This is a genomic window from Streptomyces sp. NPDC001787 (genome assembly GCF_040297465.1).
GTDB lineage: Bacteria > Actinomycetota > Actinomycetes > Streptomycetales > Streptomycetaceae > Streptomyces.
In genome coordinates, this window is sequence record NZ_JBEOZE010000029.1 from 1 (window position 1) to 16379 (window position 16379).

Annotated in this window: 12 protein-coding genes and 2 pseudogenes; 5 read left to right on the plus strand and 9 right to left on the minus strand. The window is 67.2% G+C overall.

Going from position 1 to position 16379, the window contains the following annotated elements; all coding sequences use genetic code 11:
* The first annotated feature begins 1005 nt into the window (after positions 1-1005).
* From ABT170_RS31050 to ABT170_RS31070, 5 genes and pseudogenes are all read left to right on the plus strand, one after another.
* Positions 1006-2292, plus strand: a complete 1287-nt coding sequence (locus ABT170_RS31050) for an MFS transporter (RefSeq protein ID WP_351872882.1) — start codon at positions 1006-1008, stop codon at positions 2290-2292.
* Between the two features lie 402 nt (positions 2293-2694).
* Positions 2695-2961: a hypothetical protein gene (locus tag ABT170_RS31055; protein WP_329944502.1), complete on the plus strand. Its 267-nt coding sequence runs from the start codon at positions 2695-2697 to the stop codon at positions 2959-2961.
* Between the two features lie 242 nt (positions 2962-3203).
* Positions 3204-4066: pseudogene (locus ABT170_RS31060) on the plus strand (IS110 family transposase); the annotation flags it as partial.
* Between the two features lie 65 nt (positions 4067-4131).
* Positions 4132-4647 carry a hypothetical protein gene (locus tag ABT170_RS31065; protein WP_329944503.1) on the plus strand — a complete coding sequence of 172 codons (516 nt, stop codon included), beginning with the start codon at positions 4132-4134 and terminating at the stop codon, positions 4645-4647.
* Positions 4644-5816 carry an MAB_1171c family putative transporter gene (locus ABT170_RS31070; protein WP_329944504.1) on the plus strand — a complete coding sequence of 391 codons (1173 nt, stop codon included), beginning with the start codon at positions 4644-4646 and terminating at the stop codon, positions 5814-5816. The genes ABT170_RS31065 and ABT170_RS31070 overlap by 4 nt, the downstream gene beginning before the upstream one ends.
* A 139-nt stretch (positions 5817-5955) precedes the next feature.
* On the opposite strand, the gene ABT170_RS31075 is transcribed toward ABT170_RS31070, so the two are convergent.
* The 9 genes and pseudogenes from ABT170_RS31075 to hppD all read right to left on the minus strand — a co-directional run bounded on the left by ABT170_RS31075 (position 5956) and on the right by hppD (position 16322).
* Positions 5956-6771: an SDR family NAD(P)-dependent oxidoreductase gene (locus ABT170_RS31075; protein WP_329944505.1), complete on the minus strand. Its 816-nt coding sequence runs from the start codon at positions 6769-6771 to the stop codon at positions 5956-5958.
* 959 nt (positions 6772-7730) lie between these two features.
* A complete protein-coding gene (locus ABT170_RS31080; RefSeq protein WP_329944506.1) occupies positions 7731-8897 on the minus strand; it encodes a lipid II:glycine glycyltransferase FemX in 1167 nt (388 codons plus the stop codon).
* Between the two features lie 113 nt (positions 8898-9010).
* A pseudogene (locus tag ABT170_RS31085) lies at positions 9011-9353 on the minus strand (hypothetical protein); the annotation flags it as partial.
* A 44-nt stretch (positions 9354-9397) separates the two neighbouring features.
* Positions 9398-10705: a cation:proton antiporter gene (locus tag ABT170_RS31090; protein WP_329944507.1), complete on the minus strand. Its 1308-nt coding sequence runs from the start codon at positions 10703-10705 to the stop codon at positions 9398-9400.
* A 216-nt stretch (positions 10706-10921) separates the two neighbouring features.
* The gene (dpgC, locus tag ABT170_RS31095) at positions 10922-12220 is read right to left on the minus strand and encodes a (3,5-dihydroxyphenyl)acetyl-CoA 1,2-dioxygenase DpgC (RefSeq protein WP_329944508.1); all 1299 of its coding nucleotides are present in this window, start codon (positions 12218-12220) and stop codon (positions 10922-10924) included.
* Entirely contained in the window at positions 12217-12885 is a 669-nt protein-coding gene (gene dpgB, locus ABT170_RS31100; protein ID WP_351872890.1) for an enoyl-CoA-hydratase DpgB, read from the minus strand. Before dpgB ends, dpgC begins: the two co-directional genes overlap by 4 nt.
* Entirely contained in the window at positions 12885-13985 is a 1101-nt protein-coding gene (dpgA, locus tag ABT170_RS31105) for a 3,5-dihydroxyphenylacetyl-CoA synthase DpgA (protein WP_329944510.1), read from the minus strand. Before dpgA ends, dpgB begins: the two co-directional genes overlap by 1 nt.
* Positions 13986-14217: 232 nt before the next feature.
* A complete protein-coding gene (locus tag ABT170_RS31110; protein WP_329944511.1) occupies positions 14218-15294 on the minus strand; it encodes an alpha-hydroxy acid oxidase in 1077 nt (358 codons plus the stop codon).
* A complete protein-coding gene (gene hppD / locus ABT170_RS31115) occupies positions 15291-16322 on the minus strand; it encodes a 4-hydroxyphenylpyruvate dioxygenase (RefSeq protein WP_502970586.1) in 1032 nt (343 codons plus the stop codon). The genes ABT170_RS31110 and hppD overlap by 4 nt, the downstream gene beginning before the upstream one ends.
* Between the last annotated feature and the right edge of the window lie 57 nt (positions 16323-16379).

Here is a 16379-nt window from a genome sequence, read left to right on the forward strand (position 1 = left end):
GGCAGGAATGCCGACCTGTAGCGCCATTGGGGCCTCACTCATCCCGGGGCCGAACCCCAGATCTCGAATGTCCGTCAAAGCGGATCAAGCCCAGCCATCGTCTGTCGTGCAACCAGGACAGCGAATGACGAAGTGTCACGAAAACCGCTGGAGCGAAGGTTGGCCGGAATGACCTTGCTCGACATGATGGCTCTTGCCAACCAGTGGGGAGGCTGGGTACGCATATGTCGCGGGTCCCGTCTGCGGTGTGGGAGCTCCGCGCGGATGTCCCCTGGGAACGGAGACACCAGGCCATGACGCGAAGCACCATGAACTCGTAACAGAGTCATGCTCAGTGCTTCTTGAGGCGTCGCCAGCAGATGATGCCGCAGGTCAACGAGATGAGACATTCGTGGAGCTCGACTCGCCGTTCCCAGTGCACGGGCAGGCGTTTGAACTGGTGGAGCAGAGCAAAGATCTGCTCGACGGCATAGCGAAGCCTGCCCAGGCCCCTCCCTGATGTTCGGGGAGCCCTTGCGGGAGATCACCGGCATGATCCTGCGGCGCCGCAACGCGTGACGTACGGCCTTGGAGCCGTATGCCCTGTCGCCCAGGACGCACTCGGGATGCCGTGGAGTGACGTGCCCAGGCCGTCACGGATCAGGTGATGTCAGGCGCCGCCAGCAGGTCTGGCCGGAGCCGAACCCCAGCTCCAGGGGCAGCAGTTGCCAGTCGACATCGCTTGCAGAAGACGTACCGGATGCCCTGAAGTCAATGCCGGTCGCCCACCGTGCCGCGACCGCTCGGGCCAGGACGGCAACAGCAGCTTCACGCGTGCCCACAAGTCATCGTCCACGATCCACGGCCGAGTACTCACACGCCACGAACGGCCGGAGCAACCACATCGGTCACGCCCAACCAGGTCCAACAACCATCATCTCGCGACGAGTTCATAGTCCGCCCACTGCAGTTATCTCTTGGAGCACGATGCGCCTGCCCTCGCGCGCACCTACTAGACGCCCGCGGTTGTCCCCTGCCTACAAGGCCGGACTCGCCGGCCTGATGGGAACCACGGTCGAGTGGTACGACTTCTTCGTCTTCTCCACCGCATCCAGCCTGGTCTTCCCAGAGTTGTTCTTTCCCGACGTGCAGCAATCCACCGGTCTGCTCGCATCGTTCGCCACCTTCTGGGTTGGCTTTCTGGGGCGCCCGATCGGCGCTGTTCTGTTCGGTCATTTCGGGGACCGGCTCGGACGAAAACGCAGTCTGCTCACGACACTTGGGCTGATGGGAGCAGCTACCGCAGGCATCGGACTACTGCCTCGTTACGAGGAGGCGGGAGTCATCGCTCCCGTGCTGCTGTGCGTCCTGCGGCTCATTCAAGGGGTCGCAGTGGGTGGCGAGTGGGGCGGCGCGGTACTGCTGGCCGGCGAACACGCGCCACAGGGGCGTCGGGTCATCCTGACGGCCATGGTGCAACAGGGCACACCGCTGGCCTCCATCCTGACCAGCGCCGTCTTCCTTCCGTTCTCGCGGCTGGGCGACGGCGAGTTCCTGACCTGGGGCTGGCGGGTTCCCTTCCTGCTCTCCCTCCCCCTCATGGCCGTCGGCCTGGCCATACGGCTGGCAGTGCCAGAATCCCCGGAGTTCGAGCGACTGTCGGCGCAGGGCCAGGTGGCCTCTGCCCCGGTGCGCGACGCCGTGCAACGCCACTTCCCGAGGATTGCGGTGTGCGTCGGTGCCTGCGCCGTCCCTGTTGCCGGGACGTATCTAGCCGGCACCTTCGTGCTGTCCTGGGCGACCGCGCACATCGGCTTTCCCCGGGAGAAGGTGCTGAGCGTGGTGCTACTCGCGGCGGTCGCCCGGTTCCTGGTCCAGCCCCTGGCTGCGATAGCCGCCCAACGCTTGGGGGCCGCACGCATCTGCGCCCTTGGCCTGGCTCTGTACCTGCTCGCCGTTCCCCTCACTGTCCTTGCCTTGGGCAGTGGTTCGCTGGTCCAGATCACGCTGGGGGTGTGCGCGTTGGAGTCCGCCAGCGCCATCGTCTACGCGGTGGTCGCCGCCCTGCTCACCGATGCCTTCCCGGTCCGGGTTCGCTACACCGCGATCTCCTTGGCCCAACAGCTGGCCGGTGTGGTGTTCGGGGGTACGGCTCCGGTCCTGGCCCAATCCCTGGTCACGGCAGGACATGGCTCACTATGGCCGGTGGCCGCCTACCAGGCGCTCCTGGCCGTCCTGTCGGCCTGCTGCCTGCTGGCTCTGACATCCGCCCGCCGCAATGCCACGGCATCTGCGCACACCGTCGGGAAGTGACCAACGCGCCAGAGTGAGTTCCCTGGAGCAGCATCTCATTACAACGGCCAACACAATGAGTTGATCTGTCGACGGGTGATCAGGCAGCGGGCGAGCTTGAGGAAGGCTTCGTGGATGCCGCACAGCACCTTCCGGTCACGCATCGGCTTCCGGCCCGGGTGCCGGAACCGACGCTCCTTGCGCGTCAGGAGTGGCTCGTCCGCTCCCACAAGTCATCCGGCACAATCCACGGCGAAGTCCCCATGCATCGCCAACGCCCAACTCCTGACGCGGACACGGCTACCCAGGCCCAGCCAACTCATTGTGTTAACCGTTGTTAGCCGGGCTAGACTCTCCCTCGTTTGGCAGACGCCGGGTTGGCTCCTGCCTTCGTTGGGAGACCTCGGCTAGGAAGGGCGAGAGATGCGCAGTAACGGATCGGCCCGCGGCGAGGAAGACCGTCCGCTGCTCCTGCAACTCGAGCAGTTCCTCAACAAGCCGATCGATGCACTCCATTCCGACGAACGCACCCGTCCCGGTTGCGCGCGGCTCGCCAAGGAGATCCGCGAGACGACCGGAGGAACCATCTCCGCTACCCATCTCTGGGAATTAGCCACCGAAAAGAGGAGCAACCTCACACTGGAACAGCTGGACACTCCCGCTCATATCGCAGCCGGATCGCATGGCTGAGGAAACGTTCCCGTTGGAACATCCAGATGGTCCGGGTCCGTTTCTCTGCCACCGGCGCTCCGGAGCGCACGCGTCCCGGAAGCGGCCGACCTCCCCCCATCGCCGTTTTCGTAGACTCGCAACGGAGTTACCGACCTTCGGAGTTGGCATGAATACCGGCCTTTTTCGCAGGCCGGGAGGCTCTTCGTAATGTGGATGTGGCGATCAGTGCCGTGGCAGGACCGGGTGAACAGCACCGAAGGATGCCCGACGTGATCGATGCCAGCAGCATCGACGTCGACCTCGGCAAGGGCGAACACCACGCCACCGCACTCACCTCCACCGGCAAGAAGCCCCTCCACAAGCGCCCGCCCGACAGCGAACCCGGACTCCGCGACGTCTTCGTCGGACTGCAGGCCGGACACGGCACCGTCCTGGTCATCATCGACCAGGACGCCTCCATCGGAGCCCTGCCACCGACCATCGCCCGCGACCTTGACCGGCATGTCGCCCATCTGCCCGGCCTGACGATGCGGCGGATCGCCGACCTCCATCCCGGCGAGGCCAAGACCGACACGAGAGACGCGTCGATCAACGACATCTTCACCGCGCTCGACGAACAGACCGTCGTCGTTCCCGGCACGGACCCGGCCGCATTGATCGTCTCCAGCCTCATCGGCCCACTCCAGGCGGTACTTGACCAGCGCGCGCTCCTGGCCCACCGGATCGAGGAACTGCTGGAGGCCCACTCTTTCGAAGGTCCCGATGGCCATGCCCGACATCGGCATCAGGGCAGGAGCCCGCATTCTCATCGACGCCGGATGCGGTACCGCGTTCCCCTCCGCGGCCCATCTCGCCGCTTACGCGGGCCTCGGCCGCACAACCCGCAGCTCCGGGTCCTCAATTCGGGGCGAACAGCCCTCCAGGAGAGGAAAAAGGCAGCTCAAACGCGCCTACTCCCTCTCCGCATTCGTCACCCTGGCAGAACCCGGCCTCCCGCACCTACTACGACAAGGAGATCGCCCAGGGAAAGCACCACACCCAAGCCCTCCCCTGCCTCACCCGACGCCGAGCAGACGTCCTCTTCGCCATGCTCCGCCTCGGAACCTTCTACCGACCAAAAACCACCAACCCCCACTCACCCCTTGACCAAGGTCATAGGGAACCCCCACGCAGGCTATTGGGAGAACCATGCCGAATGAATACGCTCAATTGCACCAGCGTTGCCAGTCGGTCCTAGAGCAACTCAATGTGCCACACCCCTTCACCATCGATGCTCTGTGCGAGGAGCTGTCCGTCCAGCGGGGACGGCCGTTACATCTGCATCCGCTGCCTCAAGAGGCTGTCAGGAACAATATCTGCGGTATGTGGCTCGCCACCGAGACCGACGACCACATCTTCTGCGAGCAGCGCACCAGCCGAGTGCACAGAGAACACATCCTGCTGCATGAGATCGGGCACATGCTGTTTGACCACTGCGGCATAGACTTCGGCCACAGCGAGGCGTCTCAAGCGCTTCTGCCCAATCTAAGCCCGCAGTTGGTGCAACGGCTACTCGGCCGCACCAACTACACCAGCCGTCAGGAACGGGAAGCGGAGATGCTCGCCAGCCTGCTGCGCATCCGAGCTTCGCAGTCCGCCACCAAAGCTCCGCACGGCGTGCTGGGCCGGCTGGAGGTCGCGCTGGGGCGCGCGCGCCGCGGATGAGCGCTGGACCCTCCGCTGTGCTGAGCTGGTTCAACTACTTCTGCGTGAGTTGTCTCTGGCTGGCTCTGGCACTACGTGGCTCTACCGCTCTACGGACCCCTGAGCAGCGCGGGCTGTGGTTGGCCGTGGCCACCGCTACGGTTGCCATCACTCTCACGCTCCCCGCCGCGACCCAACTCGCACTCCAGGCCAATGTAGAGGGACATTCCATTGTCCTGGTGCGGAACCTGATCGGAGTGCTTTCGTCGGGGGCAGTGCTGTACTTCGTCTCAGCCACCGTCGGCGGCCGATCACTTCTGCGCGTGTGCTCTGTGACGATCCTGGCCATGGTGTCCCTGCTCATCACGGATGCCTTGGCTCCACCGCACCAGGGACACACCGCCACGGGTCACGGTGCACCGGACCCTTCCACTGCCTACTGGCTCATCCTGGTCATGGTCCATCTCATCGCGGACTTCTCCTGTACCTCCCTGTGCCGCCAGTACAGCAGGCGCACGTCGGACCCCGTCCTGAAGGCAAGCCTGGGGATGTTCGGAATCGGCACAGCGCTCTCCTTCGTGTACTGGCTCTGCCAGCTCATCAGCCTGCTGTTCCACTCCGAACTGCTGATGCCATACCTCCCGTATGTCATGGGCTTTCACGGGCTGTTACGGGCGATCGCTCTATTGGCACCCACACTGTGGGCTGTGCGGGGCGCCGTCACGGAGATCTGCACCATCTGGCGCCTGTGGCCGCTGTGGCACGACTTAGTACAGGCCACGCCAGACGTCGCGTTCCTCAAACCTCGCCACCGCCTGCTCGAGATCATGTGGCCGCAGGCAACGTGGCAGCTGCTGGCCTACCGCAAGATCATCGAGACTCGCGATGCCATCCTCGTCCTCAACGACTATGTGGCCGAAGGTGCGTGGGCTCGCGCGCGCCGGCATGTCGAGCGTATGGATGTCGCTCACTCCAAAGTCGATGCGACGGTGCTCGCGTGCGTGATGGCGGGGGCACGCAACGCCAAGCTCGCGGACATGCCTCAAGAGCAGTCCGCTGACAGTCTCGTCAACTTCGACAAAGGTGACCTCGACAGCGAGAAGTCTTTCCTCCTCGACATGGCGCGAGCCTACGTCTCGCCTCCCACCCGGAAATTCGTGATCCATACGGATACGTCCACCAGGAAGTAGGAACTCGTCACGAGATCTGGTTGCTGGAGAGCCGGCTCTGCCACGGGCGCGTCAGGCCTCTTGCTGGGGCCCTGACCCTGCCATGGATCCTGAGTCACCTTGAGCCGGGCCCCTGGGGAAGCGGCCTGTCCCCAGTCCGTTACGGGCGCGGGGGACGCGCCTCGATTCGGTAGTCGAAGGCGGCACCGCCGACGCCGACCGCGGTCACCCCGCCATCGACCGTGAGGACGGAACCGTTGACGTAGGACGCGGCGGGTGACAGCAGCCAGTCGATCGCCGCGGCGACCTCCGCCGGATCGCCCGGCCGACGGGCGGGAGTCAGCCGGGTCGCCTCCGCATAAGCCTCCTCGACACCGCCCGCCAGCTCCTCCTCCGCCGCGAACCGCGCCATCCGGCCATCGGCCATCTCCGTACGCACCCAACCCGGACACACCACGTTGGCCCGCAGCCCCTGCGGCCCGTAGTCGACGGCGAGGGAGCGGCACATGTGGAGCAAGGCCGCCTTGGACGTCGCATAGGCGGCGTTGCCAACGCTGTTACGAAGCGCGGCAACCGAGGCGACCGCTACCACCGCACCGCGGGTCTTCAGCAGGTGCGGCAGCGCGGCACGCAGCAACAGGAACGGGCCGGTGAGGTTGGTCCGCATCAGCTCTTCCCAATCCTCGACCTCGGTGTCGCCGACCGCGCCGCCCCGCCCGATTCCGGCGTTGAGTACGACACCGTCGAGTCTCCCGTAGGCCTTCACCGTCGTCTCGACGAGTTCGCAGACGGCCTCGGGATCCGCGACGTCCGCAGGGTGGGCCAGCGCTCCGGTCTCGGCAGCGACCCGGTGCAGCAGCTGCGGTCTCCTGCCGGCGATCACGACACGGTGTCCGTCGGCCCGTAGCAACCGTGCCGTCGCAGCACCGATGCCCGTCCCCCCGCCAGTCACGACAACAACTCGCTCGCCGGTCATGAACGTTTGAACTCCTCACCTCTTGAAAGCGTGCAGTTCGATCATATGCAGCACTGTCGAATTCGGATGGCTCCGCTCTTGTTCACACATGTCAATGGCTGGTTGTGTCGCTGACGATGATCGATGGTGGCTGAATAGCGGGCTCGCAATCCCCCGGGCTGCAATTCTGCTGAGCGTTCAGACGCTGTTGGCCTTCCCGCTGTCACCGCCTCCTCTGTGGAAACCAGTGGGCGGTGCCGGCGGGGTCGGAAAACTCCCCTCATCCGGTCCAGGCACTGGACGATGCCGTGCGCAAGCCGAAGCCGCCGGTCCGAGTCGAGCCGGAGGAGCGTTTCTCGGTGCGGTCGCCATCACGAAGGTCGAACGCCGGCTCCCTGACGGAAACGAGCGTGAGGAATTCTGGCGCAGCCAGGGGGATATCGACGCGGCCGATTCGAAAGCTGAGCTGCTTAGCTGCTTAGCTTGAATGTGTGATGCCGGTGCCAAGGGCGACTGTCGCGAACGTCCTACGCTGCGCTTCGACGATCAAAGAGAATGCATGGAATCCTGCGCCGAGTGCGGTGTGTCCGGCGTCCGGTGGCGGCCTTCGGGCCGGCTGATTACGCCGACGTACCGGGTGCTCGACCTGGTCCTCGACCGGCTCGGCGGCGGTCCTTCACGCTGCGGACCGCCGCCACCTCGGCTCGCATCGGGCTGCCGCTCGTGGGCGCGCGCACCAGGCACTCGACGCGGCTGCTGCCACGGCGGCAGCACTCGCGGCAGAGCTCCCCCTCGATGTGGCCGCGGCGGCGCGATGCTGGTCAACGGCTCCTACGACGCCCCGTCTCCCGGGCCGGCGTGGTGGCGGCTGTCGAATGGCTGCGCGGCCACCTTGCCGCAGACGAATGTGTGCTGGTCAAGGCTGCCTGCGGCACGCCGCGACGAAGTCCCCGCCGCGCTCGCGCAGCCGGCTGTGCGGTTCAGCGTCCGCGCCGCCTCATGTAGAGGCCGAAGGCCCGGTAAACCATCGGCCGCAGCGGCAGGTCCCATTCGCCGACGTACCGCAGCGCCTGGCCTCCGGTGCCGACTTTGAACTGGACAAGGCCGACGTGCGGGTCTTCGGCGTCGAGGGTGGGGGTGATGCCGCGCAGGTCGTAGACGTCGCATCCGGCCGCGAGCGAGTCGCGGATCATCGCCCACTGGCAGGCGTTGGAACCACGCACCTCGCGCTTCGCGGTGGAGGAGGCGCCATAGGCGTACACAGCGTGGGCGCCGACGCGGACCAGGACAGTGGCGGCGGCCAAGTCGCCCTGGTGGCGGGCCATATAGAGCTTGATCCGCTCGGGGTCCTCGGCACTCAGCGCCGCGAACATGGTCTCGAAGTAGCGCAGCGGCCGGGGTGTGAAGTGGTCGCGCTCGGCGGTGTGGACGTAGAGGTCGTGAAACGCCTTGAGGTCTTCCGCGCTCCTGTCGCTGACCGTGACCTCGACGCCCTCCTTGGCCGCCTTCTTGATGTTGCGGCGCCACTGCTGGTTCATGCCCTTGAGCAGCTCGCCCTCGGTCCTGCCTGCCATCGGGATCTCGTACTTGAACTGTGGATGCCCGACCCCGAACCCGTCCTCCGGGCTCTGCGACAGCCAGCCGGCCTCCCGGAGCTTGCTGCCCACGCGGGCACCGACCGGGTCGGACCAGTGGCCGGAGATGTCGGTGAGCCGCTTGCAGCCCGGGTCGGCGATGCCCTCCTTGACCTGGGCGGCGCTCCAGGCGTCAGTGCGCACCGGCGGGCCGAGCCGGATCGCGAACGCGCCCTGGGCCTTGAGATGGGTCGCCAGCGGATCGAGCCAGGCACCGATCTCGCCGCTCCAGTCGATGACCGGGCCCTCGGGCAGATACGCCAGCGTGTAGCGGTCGAGCCGCGGCACCGGGCGGTGCAGTACGAGCCCGGCACCAACCAGGCGCTGACCCAGGAACCAGCCGAGGGACTCGCTGCGCCACTCGGTCTTGACGCGGCCCCACGCCGGGGTCTGCAGAAAGCTGACCGACCGCTGGGCCTGCACGAACGCCACATGCTCTGCGTCGCTGATCGGCCTGACGACCGGATTCCCGGCTGCAGTCCGCATGAGTTCGCTGGAGGGGTTGATGGACATGCCGCCAGTCAATGTAGTGGTGTGTTGCCCGGGCGTATGCGTTTCTCGATATGCCGACGATATGTCACCGCCCGGCGGCCAACCATCTGATTCTGGCCACCACCGGCCGACAGCTCCACGCCGCGGACCAGGGATTGTTCGATCCGCGCCACCTCGCCGGCCAGCTGGAGCCGAACCCGTCCCCGGCCACCTCCAGGACCGAGCGCAGCCGCGGGGTGAGGCCGTCGACCCGGTCGTCCACGGTGCCGTCGAAGCCACCGAGCACCGGCACCCGCTCGCTGCGCCCGGCGGCGACGGCCGTGGTGAGCTTCGTCGCACCGGCGTCCCACGAGTCCGTCCGGAAGTCGCCCCTGCGTATCCCCCTCACGGACCCGGATGCGCCACGTACACCGCCGGCAGCCCCCTCTCGGTGGCCACCGTGGTGCGCAGCGCACGAGGTGGGTCCACCGGGATGTCCTCGGCCCGACCATGGGTCTGGGCCTCCGGCGGGTGCTTGCGCCTCAGTGCATGTCGGTCGTCGCGAGGGGGCGTGGTGCCGGCGCCGGAGTGGGCACTCCGCTGCCGAGTTGCATCTCCAGGTGTTCCGGGAGCGCCCGGCGGTACAGCGGCAGGGCCGTGGCGCTCGTGACAACGGCGACCACGACGAGAACGGAGAAGACCGGCTTGGTGATCAGGCCCTGCGCCAAGCCGATGTTGATGAAGATGAGGATCATCATGCCGCGGGCGTTCATCAGTCCTCCCACAGCGAAGGCCTCGCGCCAACTGAAGCGCAGTGTCTTCATGGCCAGGGCGCTGCCGAAGTACTTGCCCGCGAATCCCGCCAGGAGCGCGGCGACGCCGAACAGCAGGGTGTCGGCCGAGATGCCCTGCAGGTCGGTGGTGAGGCCGGACAGGGCGAAGAAGATGGGCAGCAGTAGCGTGGAGACGGTGTCCATCATCCGGCTGTGCAGCGCTTGGCGGAACTGCGGGTCACGGGGCATGGCCAGGCCGGCGACGAAGCCGCCGAAGACCGCGTAGATCCCGATCAGGTCGGTGAGGTATCCGCAGACGATCGGGACGATGACGACGACGTACATCACGCCGGGGCTCAGCGTGCCCTGCCGGCCGACGTGCCGCGCCAGCGGTCGCAGCAGCCGGGACACTCCGAGCAGCATCACGGCGGTGAACAGGATGCTGTAACCGATCATGGGCAGAGCGCCCGCGGCCCCGGAACCGGTGTGCACGGCCGTCAACACGGCCAGGAAGCACCAGGCCCCCGCGTCGTCGATCGACGCGGCGACCAGGGACAGCCGCCCCAGGCGGGAGTTCTGCAGACCCCGCTCGTACAGCATGCGGGCCAGCATGGGGAGCGCGGTGAGGGACAGCGCGCCGCCTACGAAGAGGGCGAACTCCCACTGGCCGACATCCCCGCGCGCGACGTCGTCCCACATCAGCAGGCCGACGAGACCGCCGAGGACGAGGGAGGGCAGGAACCCCGAGGCGGCAAGGACCGCCGGGTGGTGCTTGCGACCGGACTCCTGGCGGACGTGGTCGAGACCGGCGCCGACGAGGAACATGTAGAGCGTCAGCCCGATGGTGCTCAGGACGTACAGCACCGACCGCGCCTCCGCCGGGAAGACATCCGCTTGGAGACCGGGCGCCAGCCAGCCGAACAGGGTCGGGCCCAGCAGGATGCCGGCCAAGATCTCGCCGAGCACCCTCGGCTGTCCGAGCATGGCCGCGAGCCTGCCGAACACGGCCGCCGCCAGCAGGATTATCGCCAGCGCGGGAAGCACGTCGAGCGCCAGTTCAAGGTTGCGATCGCTCACGGCCAAGGACATATGGTCGTGCATGGGAATGAGCTCTCCTTGAGTCGGGGGCCAAAGGCTGTCGTCAGTGACGGATCAGACAGAGATCAGCCAGGGGTCAGTGGGCGTCGCGCCCCGGCCGCACGCCACATCAGGTCGAGGGCGGCCGTGCGCGGAGTGGACGGCTGCTGCATGCACAACAGGGAGCGGATGACCCGCAGTTGGGCCGGATGCGGTTCATGTCCGCCGTGCGGCGAACCGGCCCACCTTGTCGATGACATCGGCGCCGTACAGCCGCAGCGCCTGCTGGAGCGCGAACTCCGCCATGTAGCGGCGGAACTCCTCGGGCGGCTCCTCGGACAGATTCAGCATCCGACGGTTGGCGAGCACCGCTTCCCCGCCCAGCCGTTCCAAGGCCCGTTCGATCGCAGCGTCCAGGTCGGCGGGTTCGGCGACCTCGTCGACGATCAGACGGGCGTCCGGCTCGCTCGCCCACAGCCGTCGGCCGCCGAGGATCACCTGCCGGGCAGCGCGCGGGCCGACCGACCGGGTGAGGCGGAAGTTCGCGACACCCGGGATGATGCCCTCCTTGGCGGCGGGCAGGCTGAGGAAGGCGTCGGACGCGGCCAGCACATGGTCGAAGACGAGCAGCAGCTGGGTGCCGCCGCCGATCGCGAAAGCGTCGACGGCTGCCGCCCACGGCTTGGCCGCATACGGCGGCCGCCAGTCACCGTCGTCCAGGCGGAGCCCGCGAACGATCTTGTTGATGTAGCCGAGCTCACGGCGGAGCAGGAACCCGACGAGCGGGATGTCGCCCGACGACAGGTACTTGAGGTTGATCCCGGCACTGAACACGCGCCTGCCTCGGTAGCGCGGATGACTCATCTCGCCGCCGCGCACGAACCCGACCTTGACGTCCTCGTCCAGCAGGGTCAGGTCGACCGCGGTCTCCATGTCCTCGACCTGTTGCTCGTCCTCGGCGTTGAGGCGGTCGCCGCGGCACATCGTCAGATGAGCCACGCCGTCGCGCCGCTCCAGCCGAACGGACTCGGTCTCCAGGAGGCCGGTCCGCCGAAACTCCGGGAGCAGTGCGAGCGCCCGCGCGGTCGGTCGGAGCATCGCGTCGACCAACTGCGGGCCCGTGACGGGCGAGCCGAGCACCGCCCGCAGGAAGATGCCCTGGTCGATCTCTCGGCCTTCCTTGTCCGCCTGGACCCGCGACCGCTCGTCCGCGAGCTGTGCCTCCGTCGGGACCAGGCCGGGGAAGACCTCGGCGGCCTCCGTGACCAGGGCCTCGATCCGCAGGCTCCGGCCGCCGGTGAGCCTGGCGTACACCTCCTCGACGTGGTCGGCCAGGAACCGCTCGCGCAATCGGCGCACCTCGTCCTGGGCGGCGGCGGCCTCGGCCCGCTGACCGGGGGTCCGTTGAGTGGGCTCGGGCAGGACGGCGAGCAGGTCGTCGACCCGCTCGGCCGCCTTGTGCAGCGCCTCCCCGGCGGCGGCGAGACCGCTCGGAAGTCTGCTCGCGACCGTCATGCGGACGGTCCCGTTCGGCGCAGGGTGCGGTCGCAGGCAGCGAGGTGCCTGCCGAGCGCGTCCTCGAAGGCCGTCGAGCCGGCTTCGAGAATCAGCTGCCTGCGAATCGCCAGCTCCGTGCCGTCCACGGCACCGGCCGCCTCGGCCAGGTGGGCCAGCGTCGTCGCCGGGTCCTCGGTCACCTCGTCGACCAGGTTGAGCGCGAGCGCGCGGTCCGCCTCGATCGGGACCCCGAGCAGCACGGCCCGCCGGATGCCTGCCGTACCGGCCTGATGGGTGAGCCGGTGCACGGTCATCCCCGGCCAGGTGGCATCGCCTGCCCAGGAGGGCAGCAACCGGGTGCCAGGAGCGACGATCCGGACGTCGGCGGCGAGGAGGACGTCCAGCGCCGTTCCGGCGCAGTCGCCCGACGCCACCGCGACCGTGAGCCGGCCGAGCCGTTCGAACCGGCGCACCACCCGTTCCCATTTGGAGACCACGCCGACTGTCAGCTCCGTCCACCAGCCGACTGGTGGGACACCCGTGACGTGGACGGTGACCGGGCCGGATTCCCGATGGTCCTCGGCGCGGTCGCAGAGGTCGTTCATCTCCTCGACCGACGCGGCCGACAGCGGCCGAGTGCCGTCCAGGTGCAGCATCAGTTCGCCATTCGTTTCCCCACGCATCACCACTGGATCAACACCATTTCGATCGAGGAGCCGGGCCCCATGGTCATCAGCACTCCGTATTCGCCAGGCCGGGCGACGTCCTCTTCGACGAGTCGCTCGTAGGAGAAGAGGAAGGAGCCGCTGGAGAGATTTCCGTAGTCGCGGAGCACACCGGTGGTGTGCCGGACGTCATGCCGGCTCAGGCCGAGATTGACCACGACGGCGTCGATCACCTTCTTGCCGCCGGAGTGCACCAACCAATGGCTGATGTCGCTGCGGCGCAGCCCCGTACCGGACAGCAGCCTGTCTACGACGATTTCAGCGTGTGCACCGACCACGTAGGGAATCTGCGGATCGAGGAAGAAGCTGAACCGGTCCTGGTCCCGGTCCCATTCGTAGCGCATCGCCTCGATCGCGTCGGTGATGATGTAGCTCGCGGACTTCAGCACGCGTGGACCGGGCACCCGCCCATCACCGGAGACGACGGCGAGGGCGGCGGATCCGTCGCCGAACAGGCTGTTGACGACCGCGGTCCGCATCGTGCCGTCCAGAGCGTACGCAGCGGAGCATGCCTCGCTGCACAGGACGACGCCGAGCTCACCCGGGTGCGCCGCGGACCAGCCCGCGACCATGTTGAGCGCGTTCAGACCCGCGTTGCATCCCATGCCCACGATGTCCGAACGGCTGCAATGCGGGTCTATGCCGAGTTCACGGATGATCAATGCGCTCAGGCCGGGAGTCAGGTAGCCGGTCGAGGTGACGCAGCACAGGTGACGCAGGTCCGAAAGTGTCGCTCCCGCCGACTTCAGGCAGGCCTCGAGCGCCCGGCACCCCATGTCGACGGCGATCTTCTTGTGTTTGTCCAGGAGATCACCCTGGGGTTCCGCTGCACGCACTCCACCGGGGCCCTCCTGCGGAAGCGTGAGAAAGCGCCGGTCAATCGCGCTGTTCAGGAATACCGATCGGACCCTGGGATCCTCGATATCGAGGATTTCGAGCAGCTCGGATTGAGAGTAGGACGTGTCGGACACCGCGGTCCCGACACCCGCGAACCTGGTGATCTCGGTTAGTCCGGTGAGAACGGAAGGGTCCACGGCCGGCGCGATAGTGGTAGTCATCGGTACATCCAGCCCCAAGTCCTGAGCTTGCTACGGAGCACTGGCCTTATCTGTGACGCGGTCATCGATCTCACCTTTCGCGGGTATGAACGGACACCATGAACGCAGCTTGACCGCCTTGTGACAGCGGGGGCGGACATTCCCGAGGCATCACATGCCGAACGCCGGCGGCACCACCTTTCGCCGTCGTGGCCAAAGGGCGCTGTCGCCGCCGGACCACTCCCGCGGAGCATCAGCCATACCGGAGCCCCCTCGTGCTCAGCCGACCGGCCGCGTGCACCGACTCGCAGCCCGCCAGGCCCATCGCGTCCCGGAGTTCGACGGCGATCAGTTCGAGCACCTCGCGAGCGCCGTCCTGGCCCGCCGTGGCCAGCCCCCACATCACGGGCCGTCCGACCAGCACGGCCGACGCGCCAAGGGCGATCGCCTTGAGGATGTCTCCGCCACTCCGGATTCCCCCGTCCAGCAGCACCTGACAGCCGTCGGCGACCGCTGCGACGATCTCGCCCAGCACCTCGATTCCGGGCACGGCACCGTCCAGCTGACGGCCTCCGTGGTTGGACACCACGATGCCGCTGACACCGGTCTCGACGGCACGGCGGGCGTCCTCGACAGCGAGAATCCCTTTGAGCACCACCGGCAGGTTCGTGCGCGCGCACACCGCCGCCACGGAGTCCCAGCTGGCGGGGGCGAACTCGTGCGCGGTGTGGTCGGCCACGGCCGACACCCCTCGGGTACGGCGGTGCGCGATCTCGGATGCTTCGAAGTTGGCAGGCGTCACCCACTCCGGCAGCGCGAAGCCGTTGCGCATGTCACGCAACCGCCGCCCCATCCACGGCACATCGACGGTGAGCACGATCGCCTCGCAGCCGGAGTCCTCCGCCCTGCGCACCAAATCCAGAGATCGTTTCTGGTCACGCAGCCAGTACAGCTGGAACCACGGCCGGCCACCGACGGCCGCGATCTCCTCCAGCGGAAGGCTGCTCATGGTGCAGATGGTGTACGGCACGCCGGCGTCCCGAGCCGCGCGAGCCGCCGCGAGCTCGCCCTCGGGATGGAACAACCGCTGGTACGCGATCGGCGCGACCGCCATCGGCAATGCGGCGTGGTGGCCGAGGACTTCGGCCCCTGTGCTGCTGTCGGTCAGGTCACGCAGCATCCGGGGCACCACGAAGATCCGCTCCAGCGCGGTGCGGTTGGCCGCCAGAGATGCCTCGGTGCCGCTGCCCCCGGCGAGAAAGTCCCAGACCTGGCCGGGCAGGGCGTCTCGGGCGGCACGTTCGAACTCTGCCAGGCGAAGGTACGTCATCGTCGGATGGCGCCAGGCTGGCTCTGCCCGGTCCGTTCCAGCTCCACGGCCTCGTACAGGGCCTTGATGTTGGAGCTGCCGAAGGTCTGCGCCCCCTGCCTCTCGATGATCTCGAAGAAGATCGTCCGCCGAGGATGAGTAGAAGCGGTGAAGATCTGGAACATCTGGCCGGCGTGATCCTCGTCGGCGAGCACGTTCGTCGCCCGCAGATCATCCAGCTTGTGCGTCTCCAGCGCGATCCGTTCACCGAGCATGTCGTAGTAGGCCGCCGGCGTCTTCAGGAACTCCACCCCGCTCCGGGACAGCGCCTGGACCGAGCGGACCGCGTCGTCGCTGGTGAATGCGATGTGCTGGACGCCGGCCCCGTGGTGCTCCTTGAGGAAGTCGTCGATCTGGCCCGGGTCAGCGCTCCCATCGGGCTCGATCAACGTGAGGGTGACCGCTCCCGACGCACTCTGCACGACGATGGAGTTCATCGCCTGGGCACCGACCACGATGTGCTCCTCGAAGATCTGCCGGAACCCCAGTGCCCGCTCGTAGAACTGCACCGTAGGGCCGAGGTCACCCCCGCTCAGGCAGACCGCGAAGTGATCGATCTCGAGCAGGTCCGCGTCTCCCCCGCGATGGCCGTTCGCCTCCGGCGGGGCGGTGGTTTCGTCACTCTGGACCAGGGTGTGCACCACATCGCCGAAACCGACGACGGCTGCCGTGACGCCCGGTCCGTACGGCTCCGATTCGTCGCGCCGCGCCGGCTCCCGGACAGCGACCGCCCCGCCCCGCACGGCAGCCTCGAAAGCGGCGGCCGCGTCCGAAGTACGCAGCGCGATATCGGCCACACCGTCACCATGGGTCTGGAGGTAGGCCGTCGCCGGATGACGATCCGACGTCGGCTCGGTGAGGACCAGCTTTATCGGCCCCTGAGACAGCGTGACGCTCCGGTGGTCGGCCGAGCGGCTCGTACCGGCGACGGCGAAAGCGTACTTGTCCACCCAGCCGAAAGCGGCCTCCTCAAGATTCCCGACATACATTTCCACATACTCGATCTCAAAATCCTGAACAGCGCTCAAGACTTCCTCCATCAAGGA